Below are 15,608 nucleotides of genomic sequence, written 5' to 3'. Positions count from 1 at the left end.
CCTGAAGCCGAGCGCGCATGAGCGTCTTTGTCCTCCGACGTCTGTTGACCTTGCTGGCGACGCTGGTCGGCGCATCGCTGATCATCTTCCTGGTGCTCGACGCGCTTCCCGGCAACGCCGCGCAGATGCTGATGGGCGCCGACGCCTCGCCGGACGCAGTCCGCGCGCTCACCGTCAAGCTCGGGCTCGACCAGCCGCTGGCGGTTCGCTACCTGCAATGGATCAAGGGCCTCCTCGTCGGAGATCTCGGCAACTCCTATGTCTACGGCACGCCGGTCGCGAGCCTCATCGCGGAGCGGCTGGTGCTGACCATTCCGCTCGCGATCATGGCCATGACGATCACGGTGACGCTGGCGCTCTCCGCCGGCATCTACACCGCCGCCAACCACAACAAGCTTGGCGACGTCGGCGTGATGTCACTGACGCAGGTGGGCATCGCGCTGCCGAATTTCTGGTTCGCGATCCTCTTGGTCCTGTTGTTCTCGGTGCGGCTGCAATGGCTCTCGGCGGGCGGCTTTGGCGGCTGGGACGATGGCCTCTGGTCGGGCATCAAGTCGCTGCTGCTGCCGGCGATCTCGCTCGCGGTGGTGCAGGCCGCGATTCTCGCGCGGGTCACCCGCTCGGCCGTGCTCGAGGTGCTGCGTGAGGACTTCGTCCGCACGGCCCGTGCGAAGGGCCTCGGCAAGCGCGAGGTGCTGTGGCGCCATGTGCTGCGTAACGCCATGATCCCTGTGATGACCGTGATGGGGCTGCAATTCGCCAATCTGCTCGCCGGCACCATCGTGATCGAGAACGTGTTCTACCTGCCGGGCCTCGGCCGCCTGATCTTCCAGTCGATCGCCAACCGCGACCTCATCGTCGTGCGCAACTGCGTGATGCTGCTCGCGGCCATGGTCGTCATCGTCAATTTCGTGGTCGACGTGCTCTATGCCTTCATCGATCCCCGCATCAAGGTCCACGACCTGTGAGCGACCCCCTGACCATCGACGCGCCGATTGCGACGCGGCCGCTGCCTGCTCGGACGTTCTGGCGCCGCGCGCTGCGGCATCGCAGCTTCGCGCTTGGCGGCGCGCTGAGCCTGCTGGTGCTCGCCTCAGCGCTGTTGTCGCTGGTGTGGACGCCGTGGTCGCCCTATGAGATCGACATCGCCTCGAAACTCCGGCCGCCGTCGGCATCGCACTGGCTCGGCACCGATTCCTTCGGCCGAGACATCGTCTCGCTGCTGCTCGCCGGCGCGCGTTCGACCATCATGGTCGGCATCATCGCGGTGAGCATCGGTCTCAGCTTCGGCGTCTGCCTCGGCTTGATCGCCTCGGCCAGGCGCGGCTGGACCGAAGAGATCATCATGCGCTTTGCGGATTTCAGCTTCGCCTTTCCGGCCGTGCTCTCGGCGATTATGCTCGCGGCCGTGGTGGGACCGGGCATGGTGACCTCGATCGTCGCGATCGGTATCTTCCAGATCCCGACGCTGACGCGGCTGACGCGCGGTTCGGCCAACGCGATCTGGGCGCGCGAATTCGTGCTGGCCGCGCGCGCGGCGGGCAAGGGGCGCTTCCGCATCACGATCGAGCACGTGCTGCCCAACATCCTGTCGATCCTGATCGTGCAGGTCACCATCCAGTTCGCGCTTGCCATTCTCGCCGAAGCCGCACTGTCCTATCTCGGCCTCGGCACTCAGCCGCCGCAGCCGTCATGGGGCCGCATGCTGAACGACGCGCAGACGCTGCTGTTCCAGTCGCCGATGCTCGCGGTCTATCCCGGCGCTGCGATCGCCGTCGCGGTGCTCGGTCTCAATCTGCTTGGTGACGGATTGCGCGACCTGCTCGATCCCAGACTGGCGCGGGAGCGGTAACGATGGCTGATTCCGCAACCATGCCACTGATCGAGGTCGCTGATCTCGGCGTGCGCCTCAACACCAGCCGCGGGCCGGCGCAGGCCGTGCGTGGCGTCAGCTTTGCCCTCAAGCGCGGCGAGACGCTCGGGCTCGTCGGCGAATCCGGCTGCGGCAAGTCGGTCACGGCGTTATCGCTGATGGGGCTGCTGCCGGACAGCGCAGTGGTCGGCGGCAGCATCAAGTTGGATGGCAACGAGCTCGTCGGGCTTTCGGATGCGGATTATTGCCGCCTGCGCGGCAACCGCATCAGCATGATCTTCCAGGAGCCGATGACCGCGCTCAATCCGATGCACACGATCGGCCATCAGGTCGCCGAGCCGCTGCGGCGTCATAAGAAATATTCGGCCTCACAGGCGCGGCGCGAGACCATCGCCTTGCTCGACCGGGTCGGCCTGCCCGATGCTATCAGGCGCGTCGACGCCTATCCGCACCAGTTTTCCGGCGGCCAGCGCCAGCGTGTCACCATTGCGATGGCGCTCGCCTGCGAGCCGGACCTCTTGATCGCGGACGAGCCGACCACCGCGCTCGACGTCACCATCCAAGGCCAGATCCTCGACCTCATCGCTGATCTCGTCGAGGAGCGCGGCATGTCGATGATCCTGATCTCGCACGATCTCGGTGTCATCGCCGAGAACGTGCAGCGCATGATGGTGATGTATGGCGGCACCGTCGTCGAGAGCGGGCCGACCGACGAGGTGTTCCGGCGCATGGGGCATCCCTATACGCAGGGCCTGTTCCGCGCCCGGCCGAAGCTCGGTGCGCGCAAGGGGACGCGGCTGAACACGATCTCGGGCACAGTGCCGGAGCTCGCCGATTTGCCGTCCGGCTGCACCTTCTCCGATCGCTGTCCCCTGGTGATCGATCAGTGTCGTGCCGCGTTGCCGCCGATGGTGGACGTCGGACCTGGCCATGGCGTGCGTTGCATCAGGACCGACGTATCGATGGGCGAACGTGTCGGAGCGCTGACCGCATGACCGCCGCCGGATTGCTTCTCGAGGTGAAGGATCTCGAGCAGCGCTATACGCTGCCGCGCGAAAGCCTGTTTCGCCCGCCGGGGCAGGTGCGCGCGCTGAACGGCGTCAGCGTGCAGGTCGCCGCGGGCAAGAGCCTCGGCGTCGTCGGCGAATCCGGTTCCGGCAAGTCGACCTTCGCGCGGCTGGTGATGGCGCTGGAGCGGCCGACGTCAGGGCAGGTCGCGCTGCTCGGCCGCGATCTCAACCGCATCTCTGCCGATGAACTGCGCCGTGCCAGGCGTGATTTCCAGATGGTGTTCCAGGACCCTTACGGCTCGCTGGATCCGCGCCAAACCATCGCCCGCATCGTCGCCGAGCCCCTCACCGTGCTGGAGGAGGCCGATCGCACCAAATTCCGCGAACGCGTCGCCGCAGTGCTGCGCCAGGTCGGCTTGCGCGACGCCGACATGGACAAATATCCGCACGAATTCTCCGGCGGCCAGCGCCAGCGCATCGCCATTGCGCGTGCGCTGATCACCCAGCCGAAGCTGATCGTCGCCGACGAGCCGGTCTCCGCGCTCGACGTCTCCGTGCAGGCGCAGGTGTTGAACCTGATGCAGGACCTCCAGGAGCAGTTCGGTCTCAGCTACATCCTGATCAGCCACGATCTCGCCGTCGTCGACTATCTCTGCGACGAGGTTGCGGTGATGTATCTCGGCCGGATCGTCGAACAGGGCCGGCCGCAGGACCTGTTCGAGCACTGCGCCCATCCCTATACGCGCGCGCTCTTGGATGCCGTGCCGCGGGCACGCGCCGGCGGCCGTCGGCGGCGGCGCGGGGCCCAGGCGATCGCCTCGCAATCGGCGGCGGCGACCGGATGCCCCTACGGCGCGCGCTGTGCCCTCGCTGACCAGCATTGCCGCGCGATCCTGCCTGAGTTACGCCAAGTAGGCGAGGGGCACCTTGCCGCCTGCCACAAGACGGAGGCGGTGATGGCGTTGCCCCGGCCGACCCTGGAAGGTTAGTCTCCAGGGCAGGATTGGCGTAGGCTTGAAGAACAGAGATGGCCGGGGAGTTACGCATGTTCAGGAAATTATCGATCGTTGCATTCGCCGCCGTGCTTGCCGCAGCGCCGTTGCCGGTGCTGGCGCAGAGCAAGAAGGACAGCGTCGTCATGGCGATGGCGCTGGAGCCGCCGGGCCTCGATCCCACCAACGCCGCCGCCGCCGCGATCGCCGAGGTCACGCTCTACAACATCTATGAGACGCTGACCAAGATCAACGAGGACGGCTCCGTCTCGCCGCTGCTGGCCGAAAACTGGAGCGCCTCGCCCGACCTGAAGACCTATACGTTCAAGCTGCGCAAGGGCGTCAAATTCCACAACGGCGAGCCGTTCGATTCCGCCGCGGTGAAGTTTTCGTTCGAGCGCAACGCCGTGCCGACCAGCACCAATAAAGACAAGAGCCTGTTCCAGAGCTTCGAGTCCGTTGCCGCGCCCGACGCCGACACGGTCGTGATCACGCTGAAGAATTCCGAGCCGAACCTGCCGTTCCTGCTCGGGCAGGCCAGCGGTTCGATCGTCGAGCCGAAGAGCGCTGCCACCAACATCACACAGCCGGTCGGCACCGGGCCTTACCAGTTAGCGGCCTGGGCCAAGGGCTCCTCGATCACCCTGAGCAAGTGGGCCGACTATCGCAACGCCGCCGCGATCAAGCTGTCCAAGGTGACGATCCGCTTCATCTCGGATCCGGCGGCGCAGATCGCCGCGCTGCTCTCGGGCGACGTCGATGCGTTCCCGCGCGTGTCGGCCCAGCGCAGCATCGCCCAGTTCAAGGCCGATCCACGGTTCACGGTGCTGGTCGGCGGCTCCAGGGCCAAGACCATCGTCGCGATCAACCACCGCAAGAAACCGCTGGACGACGTCCGCGTCCGCCGCGCCATCCTCGCCGCGATCGACCGCAAAGCGATGATCGACGGCGCCGTCGACGGTTTCGGCACGCCGATCGGCAGCTTCTACGTGCCGGGCGCGCTCGGCTATGTCGACACCACCGGCATCAATCCCTACGATCCCGACAAGGCCAAGAAGCTGCTCGCCGAGGCCGGCGTCGCCACGCCGCTGGAGCTTTCGCTGAAGCTGCCGCCGCCGTCCTATGCGCGGCAGGGCGGCGAGATCGTCGCGGCCCAGCTCGCCAAGGTCGGCATCGTCGCCAAAATCGAGAACGTCGAATGGGCGCAATGGCTGTCGCAGGTGTTCGCCGGCAATGGTCCGCACAATTTCGACCTCACCATCGTCAGCCATGTCGAGCCGTTCGACCTCGTCAAGATCACCGAGCCGGACTACTATCTCGGCTACAACAACGAAACCTTCAACGCGCTCTACAAGCAGATCGTGTCCACGCCGGATGAGGCGGCTCGTGCAAAACTTCTCGGCGACGCCCAGCGCATGCTGGCCACCGACGCCGTCTCCGCCTACCTGTACCAGCCGCAGCTGATCACCATCACCAACAAGAAACTGAAGGGCGTCTGGAAGGACGTCCCGCAATACGAGAATGATTTCTCGACCTGGTATTGGGAGTAGGGGCCGGCTGAAGTCGAGCCTATCCCTTCCATTTTGACCTCTCCCCATCGGGAAGAGGTCAATCGTTTGCCGTGTCCAAAACAAAAACCTGAAAAACAACCCCATGCACAGTAGGCGTGGATAGTCATTTCAATGGTTTACGCGTTGCGCGGTTCGGTGGTCGGCGCGATGCGCTCGGACGTTGACCCGTCGGGCAAAACACTGGCAATATATCATCATCGCGGCCTCATGGTTCGGGACGCGCCGTCAGGCGAGGCACGCCGTGAAGAAGCCATCCTGCCGCGACGCTGGCATGGTCGCGGCTGCCCCTAGCGCCGAGGCAACGACCCCTCTGAAGCTCGATGATGCGCCACTGAGCAATATCGCTCAGGCGCTGGCCAGTGGGCAGATCACCGCGACGGCGCTGACCAAAGCCTATCTCGCGCGCATCGAGGCCTACGATCGCGGCGGGCCTGCGCTCAACGCCGTGCGCGCGCTCAATCCCGACGCGCTCGCGATCGCGGGCAAGCTGGACACCAGCAGACCGACGGCCAGGCGGCCGCTGGCGGGCGTCCCGATTCTGGTGAAGGACAACATCGCGACCGGAGACAAACAGCCGACGACGGCGGGCGCGCTGGCGCTGGAAGGCGCGCGCGCTCGGGACGATGCAACGATCGTCAAGCTGCTGCGGGACGCGGGCGCAGTGATCCTCGGCAAGGCGAACCTGACCGAGTTCTCCAACATGCTCGCGGTCGACATGCCCGGCGGCTACTCGTCGCTGGGTGGTCAAGTGAAGAATCCTTATGCGCCGGCGCTGATGGGCGAGCATGGCATCCCGATCCTCACTCCCGGAGGCTCGAGCGCGGGTTCGGCGGTGGCGGTGGCGACAGGCCTGTGCGCAGCTTCTATTGGCACCGAGACCTCGGGCTCGCTGCTGTTCCCCGCCAGCCTGAACGGCCTCGTCACCGTCAAGCCGACCGTCGGGCTGCTCAGCCGTGCCGGCATCGTGCCGATCGCGCACAGCCAGGACACTGCAGGGCCGATGACGCGCACAGTACGCGACGCGGCGATGCTGCTGAACGTGCTGGCGGCCAAGGACCCGCTCGATCCGGCCACGCAAAAGCAGCGGCGGCCGGCCGATTACACTGCGGGGCTCGCGCGGGATGCGATGAACGGTGCGCGCATTGGCGTGCCGAGCGACCCGGCTGACCCGCTGAACGATTGCTTCTACGGCAAGCTGCTGCCCGACAGGGTCAAGGTCATGACCGAGACGATCAAGGTGCTGGAGGATCTTGGCGCCGTCATCGTGCGCGCCAATATGCCGACGCTCGGCTGGATCGGCGGACCGGGCACCACCATGGCCGTGCTCAACCGCAATCCGTTGAGCGAGCAAAAAGGCACTGTCGCAAGGCCGCCGGTCGTCTTCCTCTACGAGTTGAAGCACGACCTCAATCTCTATTTGAACACATGGGCCACAAACACGGACATCAAGAGCATCGCCGACATCGTGGCCTTCAACGAAGCGAACGCGGAGAGGGCGCTGCGTTTTGGCCAAGATCATTTCCTCGCCGCCGACATGACCAGGGGCGATCTCAGCGAGCGCGAGTACAAATCGGCGCGCGCCATGGATCTGCTCTCGGCCAAGACGCGCGGCATGGATGCCTACATGAACGAGCACAAGCTCGATGCGGTGCTGTTCCCAGGCGCCACCGGCGCCGCGATCGCCGCGAGGGCAGGCTATCCCAGCGTCATGGTGCCCGGAGGCTTCATCTCGGGAACGATCGACGGCAAGGACACGCCAGACTATCCGCTCGGCGTCACCTTCGCAGGCCGTGCCTGGAGCGAGCACAAGCTGCTGCGCCTGGCCTACGCCTATGAGCAGGCCTCCAACAAGCGCAAGCCGCCGCCCGGTTTGCTGGCGCCTTGGACCTCACCGGCAGGCAAGCGATCAGCCTTGCATTGATGACTTTGATCGCTGCTTTCGATGGTAACGCGGACACCGGGCCCGTCCGCGGGTGCCGCCTTTGTGACCCAACTGAGACATTGGCGCAGAGCTTCTGTCTCGCATCTTGCGTTCAGGAGCCCGGCGGCTCTTCGCTCGCCCCGGCTGCCTCACGTGGATGGTGACACCCTCCAAAATCGTCCGCCTATCGGTGCAGACCGGAAGTGACTAGCGGGCAGCCAGAACAACGCCTTTGACCCGATGCAGACAGGACCGTCTCGCTGCGAGCCTATCCTTCCGGCACACCTGCCAAGCTTAGGCCCTCGTAAATGCGCTCGCGCTGGGCCAGGAAGGTCGGGTTTTCACTGCGCCGCTCGTTGCGAAATCTAGCGACGGTAAAGTTCGGGTCCAGCCGAAGCCCGGCATTCCGGGCCTCCCGCGCCTCCGTAGCGCGACCGCTGAGCGCTGAGGCCGCGGCCAGGAAGAAATGCGGCATGGCGACATTAGGATTTATTTCAACTGATCTACGTAGCCGGTCGAGGGCTGAATCGAGCCGGCCGAGGAAGAGGTCGGCGATCCCAAGCAGGGCAAGCCAGCGATCCAGTCCGGGATCGCGGGGGCTCAGCCGGATTGCGTTCATGAGATCGGCTTCTGCCTCTTCCGCGCGTCCGAGTAGCACCTTCATGAAGCCTGCGTCGGCATGGGCCCAGGCCAGATTGCGATCCAGCGCGATTGCGAACTCAAGCTCGCGCAGCGACCGCTCCGTCGCGCCCGAGACATGCAGGACATTGGCGTGTACGAAATGGGCCAGCGCGTTGCCGGGAGCAAGCGTCAATGCCTGAGTGATCGCGGTATGGGCGATACGTAGCTGTTCCTCGCGATTGGTCGAGGCAAAGGTGCGAAGTTCGTTGCCATGATAGAAGGCGAGACCGACCAACGCCTCGACATTGCGAGGGTCCAACCTGAGCGCCGCGTCGAACAGGTCACACGCCGCGCGGTCGCGGCGCAGCGACAAGGGTTGGTTGAGGATTGCCCAGCCGCGCATCGCCAAGTCTACGGCATCCATGTTGTTCGGCCGTTCACGCTCGGCCCGGCGGCCCTCCGCGGCAACGAGCTGGATGCCCACGGTCCGGGCGAGGCGCGTGGTGATCTCATCTTGCATGTCGAAGATGTCGGCGCGCGGCTTGTCGAAACGTTCGGCCCAAAGGTGCGCGCCGGTTTCCGTGTCGATGAGCTGCGCGTTGACGCGTACGCGGTCGCCGCCGCCCTGCACGCTGCCTTCCATCACGTAGCGCACACCAAGCTCGCGGCCGATTACGCGGACGTCCACTGCCTTGCTTTTGAAGGTGAAGGCGGTGTTGCGAGCTATGACGAAGGCTCCAGGAATGCGCGACAGGTCGGTTGTGAGACTTTCAGTGATACCGTCGACGAAGTAGTCCTGCTCGCTGTTGCCATCGAGGTTGACGAAGGGCAGGACCACGATGGAGAGCCGCGGTGCGATGGCCGTGGGCGGCGCCGTTGCTGCGGCGCGCATGGGTGAAAGCGAGTAGACCTGCACCGGCTCGGCGATGTTCTTCAGTTGCTGCTGGCCGCGATCTTGCGCGGCGACGTCCATTTTGCCACGTACTTGGTGATAGGCCGCACTAGACAGGCAGATACCACCAGGCTCGGCAATCTGCTCCAATCGCGCCGCCACATTGACCCCATCGCCCATGAGGTCGCCATCGTCCTCCACGACCACGTCGCCAAGGTTGATGCCAATGCGGAACTCGATACGCCTATCCGGTGCCAGGCCGGCGTTGCTGTCGACCATAGCCCGTTGCACATCGACCGCCGAGCGAACTGCATCCACCACCGAGGCGAACTCGGCCAGGAAGCCATCTCCAGTGGTCTTGACGATGCGTCCGCGATGGGCCGCGATGACAGGATCGATCAAGTCCTTGCGGATGACTCGGAGGCGATCGAGCGTACCTTCCTCGTCAGTTCCCACCAGCCGACTATAGCCGACTACATCGGCCGCGAGGATCGTGGTCAACCGTCGGTTTGGCCGCTCGATCGCCAAGTTTCCCTCCTGGATCGATCGAGGCCAGTCTACGCATTTAGTTGCAGGTGCCAAGGGATTTGGCATGAGGGAGCGGTCGAGGTGTCTGATCCTGCTCCATAGCCTCGCCGGGCTGGTTCGCTAGCGTCGGCTCATGAAGACGGACCGGAAGCAGCCGGCCAAGCGGCTAAACGGCGCGGATGACCCGAAGCAGACAGGCGGGCCCTTCAGGTGAGTGATTGCCGCGGCCGACGCGATCCTTCCTCCGTCAGCCGTCGCAATTCCGATGATGTCGCCTACGCGCTCTGCAAGCGCTAAATAGAGGGGCCGCGCCGACGCCGACTCCGCTTTCGGGCAAACCCTTATGTCCGGTTGTGACCAGGAAGCGGACGTAAGGTCACCCATCGCTAGGCTGCTGTGGATAGTGGTTGGCGCGTGAGTCGATTCATTTGGAAGAATAACCTTTTTCGTAACTACCAAAGCGTGTGTGACAAAGTGAGGGAGCAACCGGGAAGCCGAACTGTCCAGAGTGGGGCCGGCGACGAAGGAGCTGCGCCGCAAGGGCATTGAACGTTTGGAACCCTCATGCGTTAGCCGCACGGATGAAGGCCGGATGGACCATCCGGCATGACGACGCGGCCACGGAGTTCGGTTCTTGCTTAAGCTTTACAGGTGGCCGTCTGACGACTGGCACGGCATCGGCGCGGAAATGCCCTCGGAGATTATCTGGGCCGATCTCTTGAACGCGAATGACGAGGAAAAGCAGTTCGTCGAACGACTGCTCGGGATCCGCATTCCCTCGGAAGAGTCCCTCAGCGAGATCGAGGCGTCGAGCCGCCTGATCCTCGACCACGGGACGCTCTATCTCAGCTCGCCGGCGCTCCGGCCCAGCGAGAACAACGAGGCCGAGATCACGCCGGTGGGGTTCGTCATTGGCCCGCATGTCTTGGTGACGGTGCGCTTTGCGGAGCTGCCGATCTTCGACGAGGTCGGCGAGCGCATCGGCTCCGACGACAGCCTGGAGAACGGCATGTGCGTGTTCACCAGCCTGCTCGAGGCCATGATCGACCGTGGCGCCGATGTCCTGGAGCATCTCGGCGCGAAGGTGGACCGGCTCTCGCGGGGCGTCTTTAGGGGCGGGCTGGTTCGCACCCAACGGCCGGTGCGCTCCAGCCGTAGGATGCGCGAGGCGCTGGAGAATATCGGCGAGTTGGCCGATCGGCTGGCCAAGGCGCGCGATGTCCTGCTCGGGGTCGGCCGCGTTGCCTCGTTTGCCGGCGATGTCGGCAGTGAATGGATCAAAGCGGCGTCGAAGAAACGTCTCGAGGCGGTCTCGAAGGACGTCGTTTCGCTCAGTGACTACGAGACGCGACTGTCCGACAAGATCCAGTTGCTGCTCGATGCGGTGCTCGGCTTCGTCAACATCCAGCAGAACGAGCTGTTCAAGATCCTGACGATCGTCTCCGTCGTCGGCGTGCCGCCGACCATCCTGGTCGGCATCTGGGGCATGAACTTCAAGCACATACCAGAGCTGGACTGGACCTTCGGCTATCCGTTGGCCTGGCTTGCGGTGATTGCCAGCGGCGTGCTGCCGCTGATCTGGTTCAAGCGGCGCGGCTGGTTCGATTGACGCGGCGGCGCACCGTTGGAAAGCGATGCGCCGCTGCTTTGATCATGCTGCCCTGGCGTCGACATTGCCGATCCAGTCGCGGGCCAGCGTGATGTCGGCTTGCGACAATGGGTGGCCTGCGGGCAGGACCCTGTGGGTGACGCTCGCGCCGGCTTGCGAGAGCAGAGCCGCGAGATGGGCCGAATTGCCAGCCGGCACGATCGGGTCGCCTTGCCCGGACAACAGCAGGATTGGCTTGCCTGCAAGATTGGCTTTTGGCGGATCCGACAACGGCACCATGGCGCGCAACAGGATCGCGCCTGCAAGCACGTCCGGCTCCAGCAGCAACAGCGCGGCAGCGATATTGGCGCCGTTGGAGAAGCCGACCGCGACGGGCGCTGCGAGGCCGTAACGTTGCCGCGCCTCCGTGACGAAGTCGGCGAGTTCGTGTGCGCGCCGGCGCAAATCGTCCTCGTCGAACACGCCCTCGGCAAGGCGGCGGAAGAAGCGCGGCATGCCGTGCTCGAGCACGCGGCCGCGCGGCGAGAGCAGTGCGGCGCCGGGCGATATCATGCGGCCGAGGCCGAGCAGGTCGTTCTCGTCGCCGCCGGTGCCGTGCAGCAGCAGGAGTGGGGCCGAGCCCGCGTTGGTCGCGGGCTCGAAACGATGGATGAATGAACGCTCGGTCATGACACACTCTCTTCAAGGTTGGGCAACACTTCCTCGATCTGCTTGCGGTGCGCTTCGAGGAAGCCAGGCAGCTTCAGGTCGCGGCCCAGGGTCGCGACGGGTTCGTCGACGGCGAAGCCAGGGATGACGGTCGCGATCTCAAACAGCACGCCGCCGGGTTCGCGGAAGTAGATCGAGCGGAAGTAGTTGCGGTCCCTCTGCTCGGTCGGGCGCAGGCCGTGATTGCTCACGAGCTTTTGCGCCATCTGGCCCTGCTCGGCGTCGTCGGCCGCGCGGAAGGCAATGTGATGCACCGAGCCGCCGCCCTGATGTCCCCGCAAGAAGCCCTTGGCTTCGTAGATATCGACGACGCTGCCTTCGGCATCGCCCGCTGCCTTGAAGCGGATCACCGAGCCTTCGCGCGCGGTCTCCTTGAAGCCGAACACGTCGGTGAGGACGGCCGCCGTCTTCACTGCGCTGTCGAGCAGCAGGGTCACGCCGTGGAAGCCGCGGATCGCATGCTCGGCCGGCACGTCGCCATTGCTCCAGCCTGGCTCGTTCTCGGCGCCGGGAATGCCGACTAGCGCGAGCGCCATCCCGTCGGGGTCGCTGAACGGCAGCACGGACTCACCGAAGCGCTTCTCCAAGGCCTCGTGAGCAATGCCCTTCTCGATGAAGCGCTGCGTCCAGTAGGCGAGCGAGCGCTGCGGCACGCGGAAGGCGGTCTGATGGGTTTCGCCGACACCGCGGCGGCCGGCCGAAACGCCGGCCCACGGGAAGAAGGTCAGGATGGTGCCGGGGCGGCCGGTCTCGTCGCCGTAATAAAAGTGATAGGTGGCAGGGTCGTCGAAATTGACCGTCTTCTTGACGAAGCGCAGGCCGAGGTCCCGGGTGTAAAAGCCGAAATTCCTCATGGGATCGCCGGCGATCGCGGTGACATGGTGCAGTCCAGACATTGTCGTCCTCCAAAATTCGGGGAGCGTCTTGCTCTGGTCGCAAATATCGTTCCGCTTTGGATCGGAGACAATCCATGCAAATATGACGGCTATGTCTATGAATTGGAAACAATAGGCCGAGCGATTGGACAAGGTGGCCAGCCTGCGGGCCTTCGTAAAAGTGGTCGAAAGCGGCAGCTTTGCGGAAGCCGGCCGCCAGTTGCGGCTGTCGCGCTCGGCGATCAGCAAATACATCGCCGACCTCGAGGAGAGCCTCGGCGTCCAGCTCCTGAACCGGACCACGCGGCACGCGAGCCCGACCGAGAACGGCCAGCGCTATTTCGAGCGTGCGGTGGTGATCCTCTCGGAGATCGAGGCTGCCGACCAGGCGGTGACGCAGGGCCAGTCGGCGCCGCGGGGCCTGTTGCGCGTCAACGCACCGATGTCGTTCGGCACGATGCGGCTGGGGCCGGTGCTCGCCGATTTCATGGCGCGCTATCCCGAGTTGCAGCTCCAGATCGTGCTCAGCGACGATTTGCTCGATCCGGTCCAGGACGGATTTGACGTGACGTTGCGGATCGCGGAGCTGGAATCCTCCAGCCTGATCGCGCGCAAGATCATGCCGGTGGCGCGCATGATCTGCGCTTCGCCGGATTATCTGGCGTGTCACGGCACGCCTATACATCCGCAGGATCTGCGCGAGCACGCCGCGCTAACCTACGGCTTCCTGCTCACCGGCAATCAGTGGAAGCTGACCGGCACTGATGGCGATCACTGGATCCAGCCGGCCTGGTCGCTCTGCGTCAACAACGCCGAGGTGCTGCGCGACGTCGCGATCAACGGCAGGGGGCTGGCGCTGCTGCCCGAGTTCATCGCCGCGGATGCGTTGAAGAAGGGCGAGCTGCGGACGGTGCTGGACAACTATTTCGCGCCGCCGCTCGCGCTCTACGCGGTCTATCCGCCGACGCGGCACTTGTCGGTCAAGGTGCGTCTGTTCATCGACTTCCTGGTCGAGCGTTTTGGCCGCGAGGAGGACGAAGCCGGCGGGCGCAGACGTGCGGAGGCTAGGGATACTATTATACCGTGACGAAAACTGAACTTTCTTCCGATCGCTCAGGACTCATACTTGCGTCCCGACTTCGCGCTTAGGACCAGAGAGCTTCAGCCGCTGCCGGGGCGTCGCCGAGGGCTCTCTTTCGTGCCGCTGCAAAAAGCGGCGGCGTGATGTGTAGCTCGCCGACACTTCTCGACTTGATTCCAACAAGCGCAGGAGGAGCCTATGCGGAAGTCTCTCAGCTTTTTCCTTTCTGGCGTAGCATTGATCGTCGCGGCGTCAACCGCTGTAGCGGGCGAGCGGGTGCTTGAGTTCAAGCTGGTCACGAAGCCCATTGATCTCAAGGTCATCGAGGCCGCAAACGTCGAAGGACAGACGGTTGTGTCAGGTAAATTCTTTGGGGTCGCCGTTTTCAACGACGGCCGTATCGGAGTGAAAGAGTTCGTCAATACTTCGGACTTGCTCAAAGGGTCGGGCCCCTTCTTCGGCTACAGCACTTACACGTTCGAGGAAGGCTCGATTACGGCGCGCTACACCGGTTCGGCCAAAGACGGCAAGTCAACGGGCGAATACACGATCCTATCGGGCACAGGTGCTTATGCGAACGCCACGGGTACGGGCACAATCGAAAGCGCGCCGAACCCATTCAAGGGCGTCAACCTGCTAAACATAAAGCTCGTCGTTAAAACGTCCGGCTCATGACAGCGCAATGATCACAGGTCCCACACCAAGGAAGTTGATCCCTTGTGTGGCGTGTTGGCCGGCCGGCGGCACATTGCCGGCCGGGCGACCTGCTGAAGAACCGGGCGGGCGCGGTCGCTCCACTGGTTTTGATCGTAGGCCTGCAGAATGCGGACAAAATCGGCCATGCTGGATTGATCTCGGTTTTCGGCCATAGCCTCAACCTGAGTATCGGATGCGGGCTGGCTCGCTTGCCAAAACCGCACGAGGACATCGGCGATGTTTCTCATGGCGTACTCTCTGCAGCCAACTGTGACAGTAGACACCAAGTACTGGAGCGGCATTGCGCCGTTCGCTAGGAGAAAAAGCCGGCGGACGCTACACCGCCGGACTTGTCCCGCAACTGCCGGCTCGCGGGGCCGGTTCCGTTGCTTTTCACTTCGCGTTCATAGCTAGCACTGAGCACTTTGTTGTCGCTATTGTGCGCGGGTATGGCGAGACCATACTGAGGTAGGGTCGGATTGATGAATCGGGATAAGTTCGATTCGCTCTGCCGCGAATTTGATACGCCGCGAAGAGTCGCGATTTCCGGCCTTCACCTTCAGGCATCGAGAGCGTTTCGATACGCTGGTCTCTACTAGCGCCTCAGCGTAAACTCGTCCGCACTGCGCCGGTGCTCCCATTTCGCCTGCTCCAGTTCGGGCTGGTCGCATTGGACTTCCGGATAGCCGATGCAGAGATAGGCGATGAACTTCCATGATTCCGGCACGTCAAGAATGGCGTGAACGCGCGCAGGATTCAGGATCGAGATCCAGCCGAGCCCGATGCCTTCGGCGCGCGCGGCGAGCCACATCGCGGTGATCGCCGCGACGACCGAATATTCCGTCGTCTCCGGCATGGTGGCACGGCCGAGGCCGTGACCGATGTCGCTGGCCTTGTCGGCAAACACGGCGAGGTGGCCAGGAGCCTGTTCGAGACCCGCCAGCTTCAGCGTGGCATAGCGGGTCGCGCGCTCGCCGGTATAGGCGTTCAACGCATCGGCATTGCACGATTGGAAGTCGTCGATCACGGCCTGGCGCCGTGCGGCGTCGTCGACCGTGACGAAGCGCCAGGGCTGGCTGAGACCGACCGATGGCGAGAGACAGGCGGTCTCGATCAGGCGCTCCACCGCGCCGCGTGGTAACGGATCGCTGCGAAAACGCCGGACGTCCCGGCGCCATACGAACAGCTCGCGTAATTGTCGGCGGAAGGCGTCGTCGAACTCGACCATGGG

The 15,608-nt window shown here is 64.2% G+C and carries 14 protein-coding genes; 9 read left to right on the top strand and 5 right to left on the bottom strand.

The features are described from left to right. Window positions 1-17: 17 nt before the first annotated feature. The 6 genes from IVA98_RS14815 to IVA98_RS14790 all read left to right on the top strand — a co-directional run bounded on the left by IVA98_RS14815 (window position 18) and on the right by IVA98_RS14790 (window position 7,367). The gene (locus tag IVA98_RS14815) at window positions 18-968 is read left to right on the top strand and encodes an ABC transporter permease (protein ID WP_247278213.1); all 951 of its coding nucleotides are present in this window, start codon (window positions 18-20) and stop codon (window positions 966-968) included. Next, window positions 965-1,852, top strand: a complete 888-nt coding sequence (locus IVA98_RS14810; protein ID WP_247306151.1) for an ABC transporter permease — start codon at window positions 965-967, stop codon at window positions 1,850-1,852. The genes IVA98_RS14815 and IVA98_RS14810 overlap by 4 nt, the downstream gene beginning before the upstream one ends. A gap of 2 nt (window positions 1,853-1,854) precedes the next feature. Then, entirely contained in the window at window positions 1,855-2,868 is a 1,014-nt protein-coding gene (locus IVA98_RS14805; protein ID WP_247306148.1) for an ABC transporter ATP-binding protein, read from the top strand. Continuing rightward, window positions 2,865-3,872, top strand: a complete 1,008-nt coding sequence (locus IVA98_RS14800; RefSeq protein ID WP_247306144.1) for an ABC transporter ATP-binding protein — start codon at window positions 2,865-2,867, stop codon at window positions 3,870-3,872. The genes IVA98_RS14805 and IVA98_RS14800 overlap by 4 nt, the downstream gene beginning before the upstream one ends. Before the next feature lie 56 nt (window positions 3,873-3,928). Beyond that, entirely contained in the window at window positions 3,929-5,425 is a 1,497-nt protein-coding gene (locus IVA98_RS14795; protein ID WP_247306141.1) for an ABC transporter substrate-binding protein, read from the top strand. 262 nt (window positions 5,426-5,687) lie between these two features. Beyond that, window positions 5,688-7,367 carry an amidase family protein gene (locus tag IVA98_RS14790; RefSeq protein WP_247355151.1) on the top strand — a complete coding sequence of 560 codons (1,680 nt, stop codon included), beginning with the start codon at window positions 5,688-5,690 and terminating at the stop codon, window positions 7,365-7,367. Window positions 7,368-7,635: 268 nt separating this feature from the next. On the opposite strand, the gene IVA98_RS14785 is transcribed toward IVA98_RS14790, so the two are convergent. Continuing rightward, window positions 7,636-9,408, bottom strand: coding sequence for an adenylate/guanylate cyclase domain-containing protein (locus IVA98_RS14785; RefSeq protein WP_247306137.1), 1,773 nt, complete (start codon window positions 9,406-9,408; stop codon window positions 7,636-7,638). 634 nt (window positions 9,409-10,042) lie between these two features. Between IVA98_RS14785 and IVA98_RS14780 the strand changes: the two genes are divergently transcribed. After that, window positions 10,043-11,017: a magnesium transporter CorA family protein gene (locus IVA98_RS14780; RefSeq protein ID WP_247306136.1), complete on the top strand. Its 975-nt coding sequence runs from the start codon at window positions 10,043-10,045 to the stop codon at window positions 11,015-11,017. A 42-nt stretch (window positions 11,018-11,059) separates the two neighbouring features. On the opposite strand, the gene IVA98_RS14775 is transcribed toward IVA98_RS14780, so the two are convergent. Together IVA98_RS14775 and IVA98_RS14770 are read right to left on the bottom strand one after the other, a co-directional pair. Further along, window positions 11,060-11,686, bottom strand: coding sequence for an alpha/beta hydrolase (locus IVA98_RS14775; protein WP_247306134.1), 627 nt, complete (start codon window positions 11,684-11,686; stop codon window positions 11,060-11,062). Then, a complete protein-coding gene (locus IVA98_RS14770; protein ID WP_247306132.1) occupies window positions 11,683-12,621 on the bottom strand; it encodes a ring-cleaving dioxygenase in 939 nt (312 codons plus the stop codon). Before IVA98_RS14770 ends, IVA98_RS14775 begins: the two co-directional genes overlap by 4 nt. 124 nt (window positions 12,622-12,745) lie before the next feature. Between IVA98_RS14770 and IVA98_RS14765 the strand changes: the two genes are divergently transcribed. Both IVA98_RS14765 and IVA98_RS14760 read left to right on the top strand, forming a co-directional pair. Then, the gene (locus tag IVA98_RS14765) at window positions 12,746-13,687 is read left to right on the top strand and encodes a LysR family transcriptional regulator (RefSeq protein ID WP_247355150.1); all 942 of its coding nucleotides are present in this window, start codon (window positions 12,746-12,748) and stop codon (window positions 13,685-13,687) included. 192 nt (window positions 13,688-13,879) lie between these two features. After that, window positions 13,880-14,356, top strand: a complete 477-nt coding sequence (locus IVA98_RS14760) for a hypothetical protein (protein WP_247278202.1) — start codon at window positions 13,880-13,882, stop codon at window positions 14,354-14,356. Between the two features lie 11 nt (window positions 14,357-14,367). Here IVA98_RS14760 and IVA98_RS14755 read toward each other — a convergent pair whose 3' ends face one another. Next, on the bottom strand, window positions 14,368-14,625 hold the full coding sequence (locus IVA98_RS14755) for a hypothetical protein (protein WP_247306127.1): 258 nt from the start codon (window positions 14,623-14,625) through the stop codon (window positions 14,368-14,370). A gap of 347 nt (window positions 14,626-14,972) precedes the next feature. Next, window positions 14,973-15,605, bottom strand: coding sequence for a 5,6-dimethylbenzimidazole synthase (gene bluB, locus IVA98_RS14750; RefSeq protein ID WP_247306125.1), 633 nt, complete (start codon window positions 15,603-15,605; stop codon window positions 14,973-14,975). Window positions 15,606-15,608 lie beyond the last annotated feature (3 nt).

The organism is Bradyrhizobium sp. 160 (genome assembly GCF_023073735.1).
Classification (GTDB): domain Bacteria; phylum Pseudomonadota; class Alphaproteobacteria; order Rhizobiales; family Xanthobacteraceae; genus Bradyrhizobium.
The sequence above is the reverse complement of the archived record's forward strand: the minus strand, read 5'-3'. Positions and strand labels throughout refer to the sequence as shown.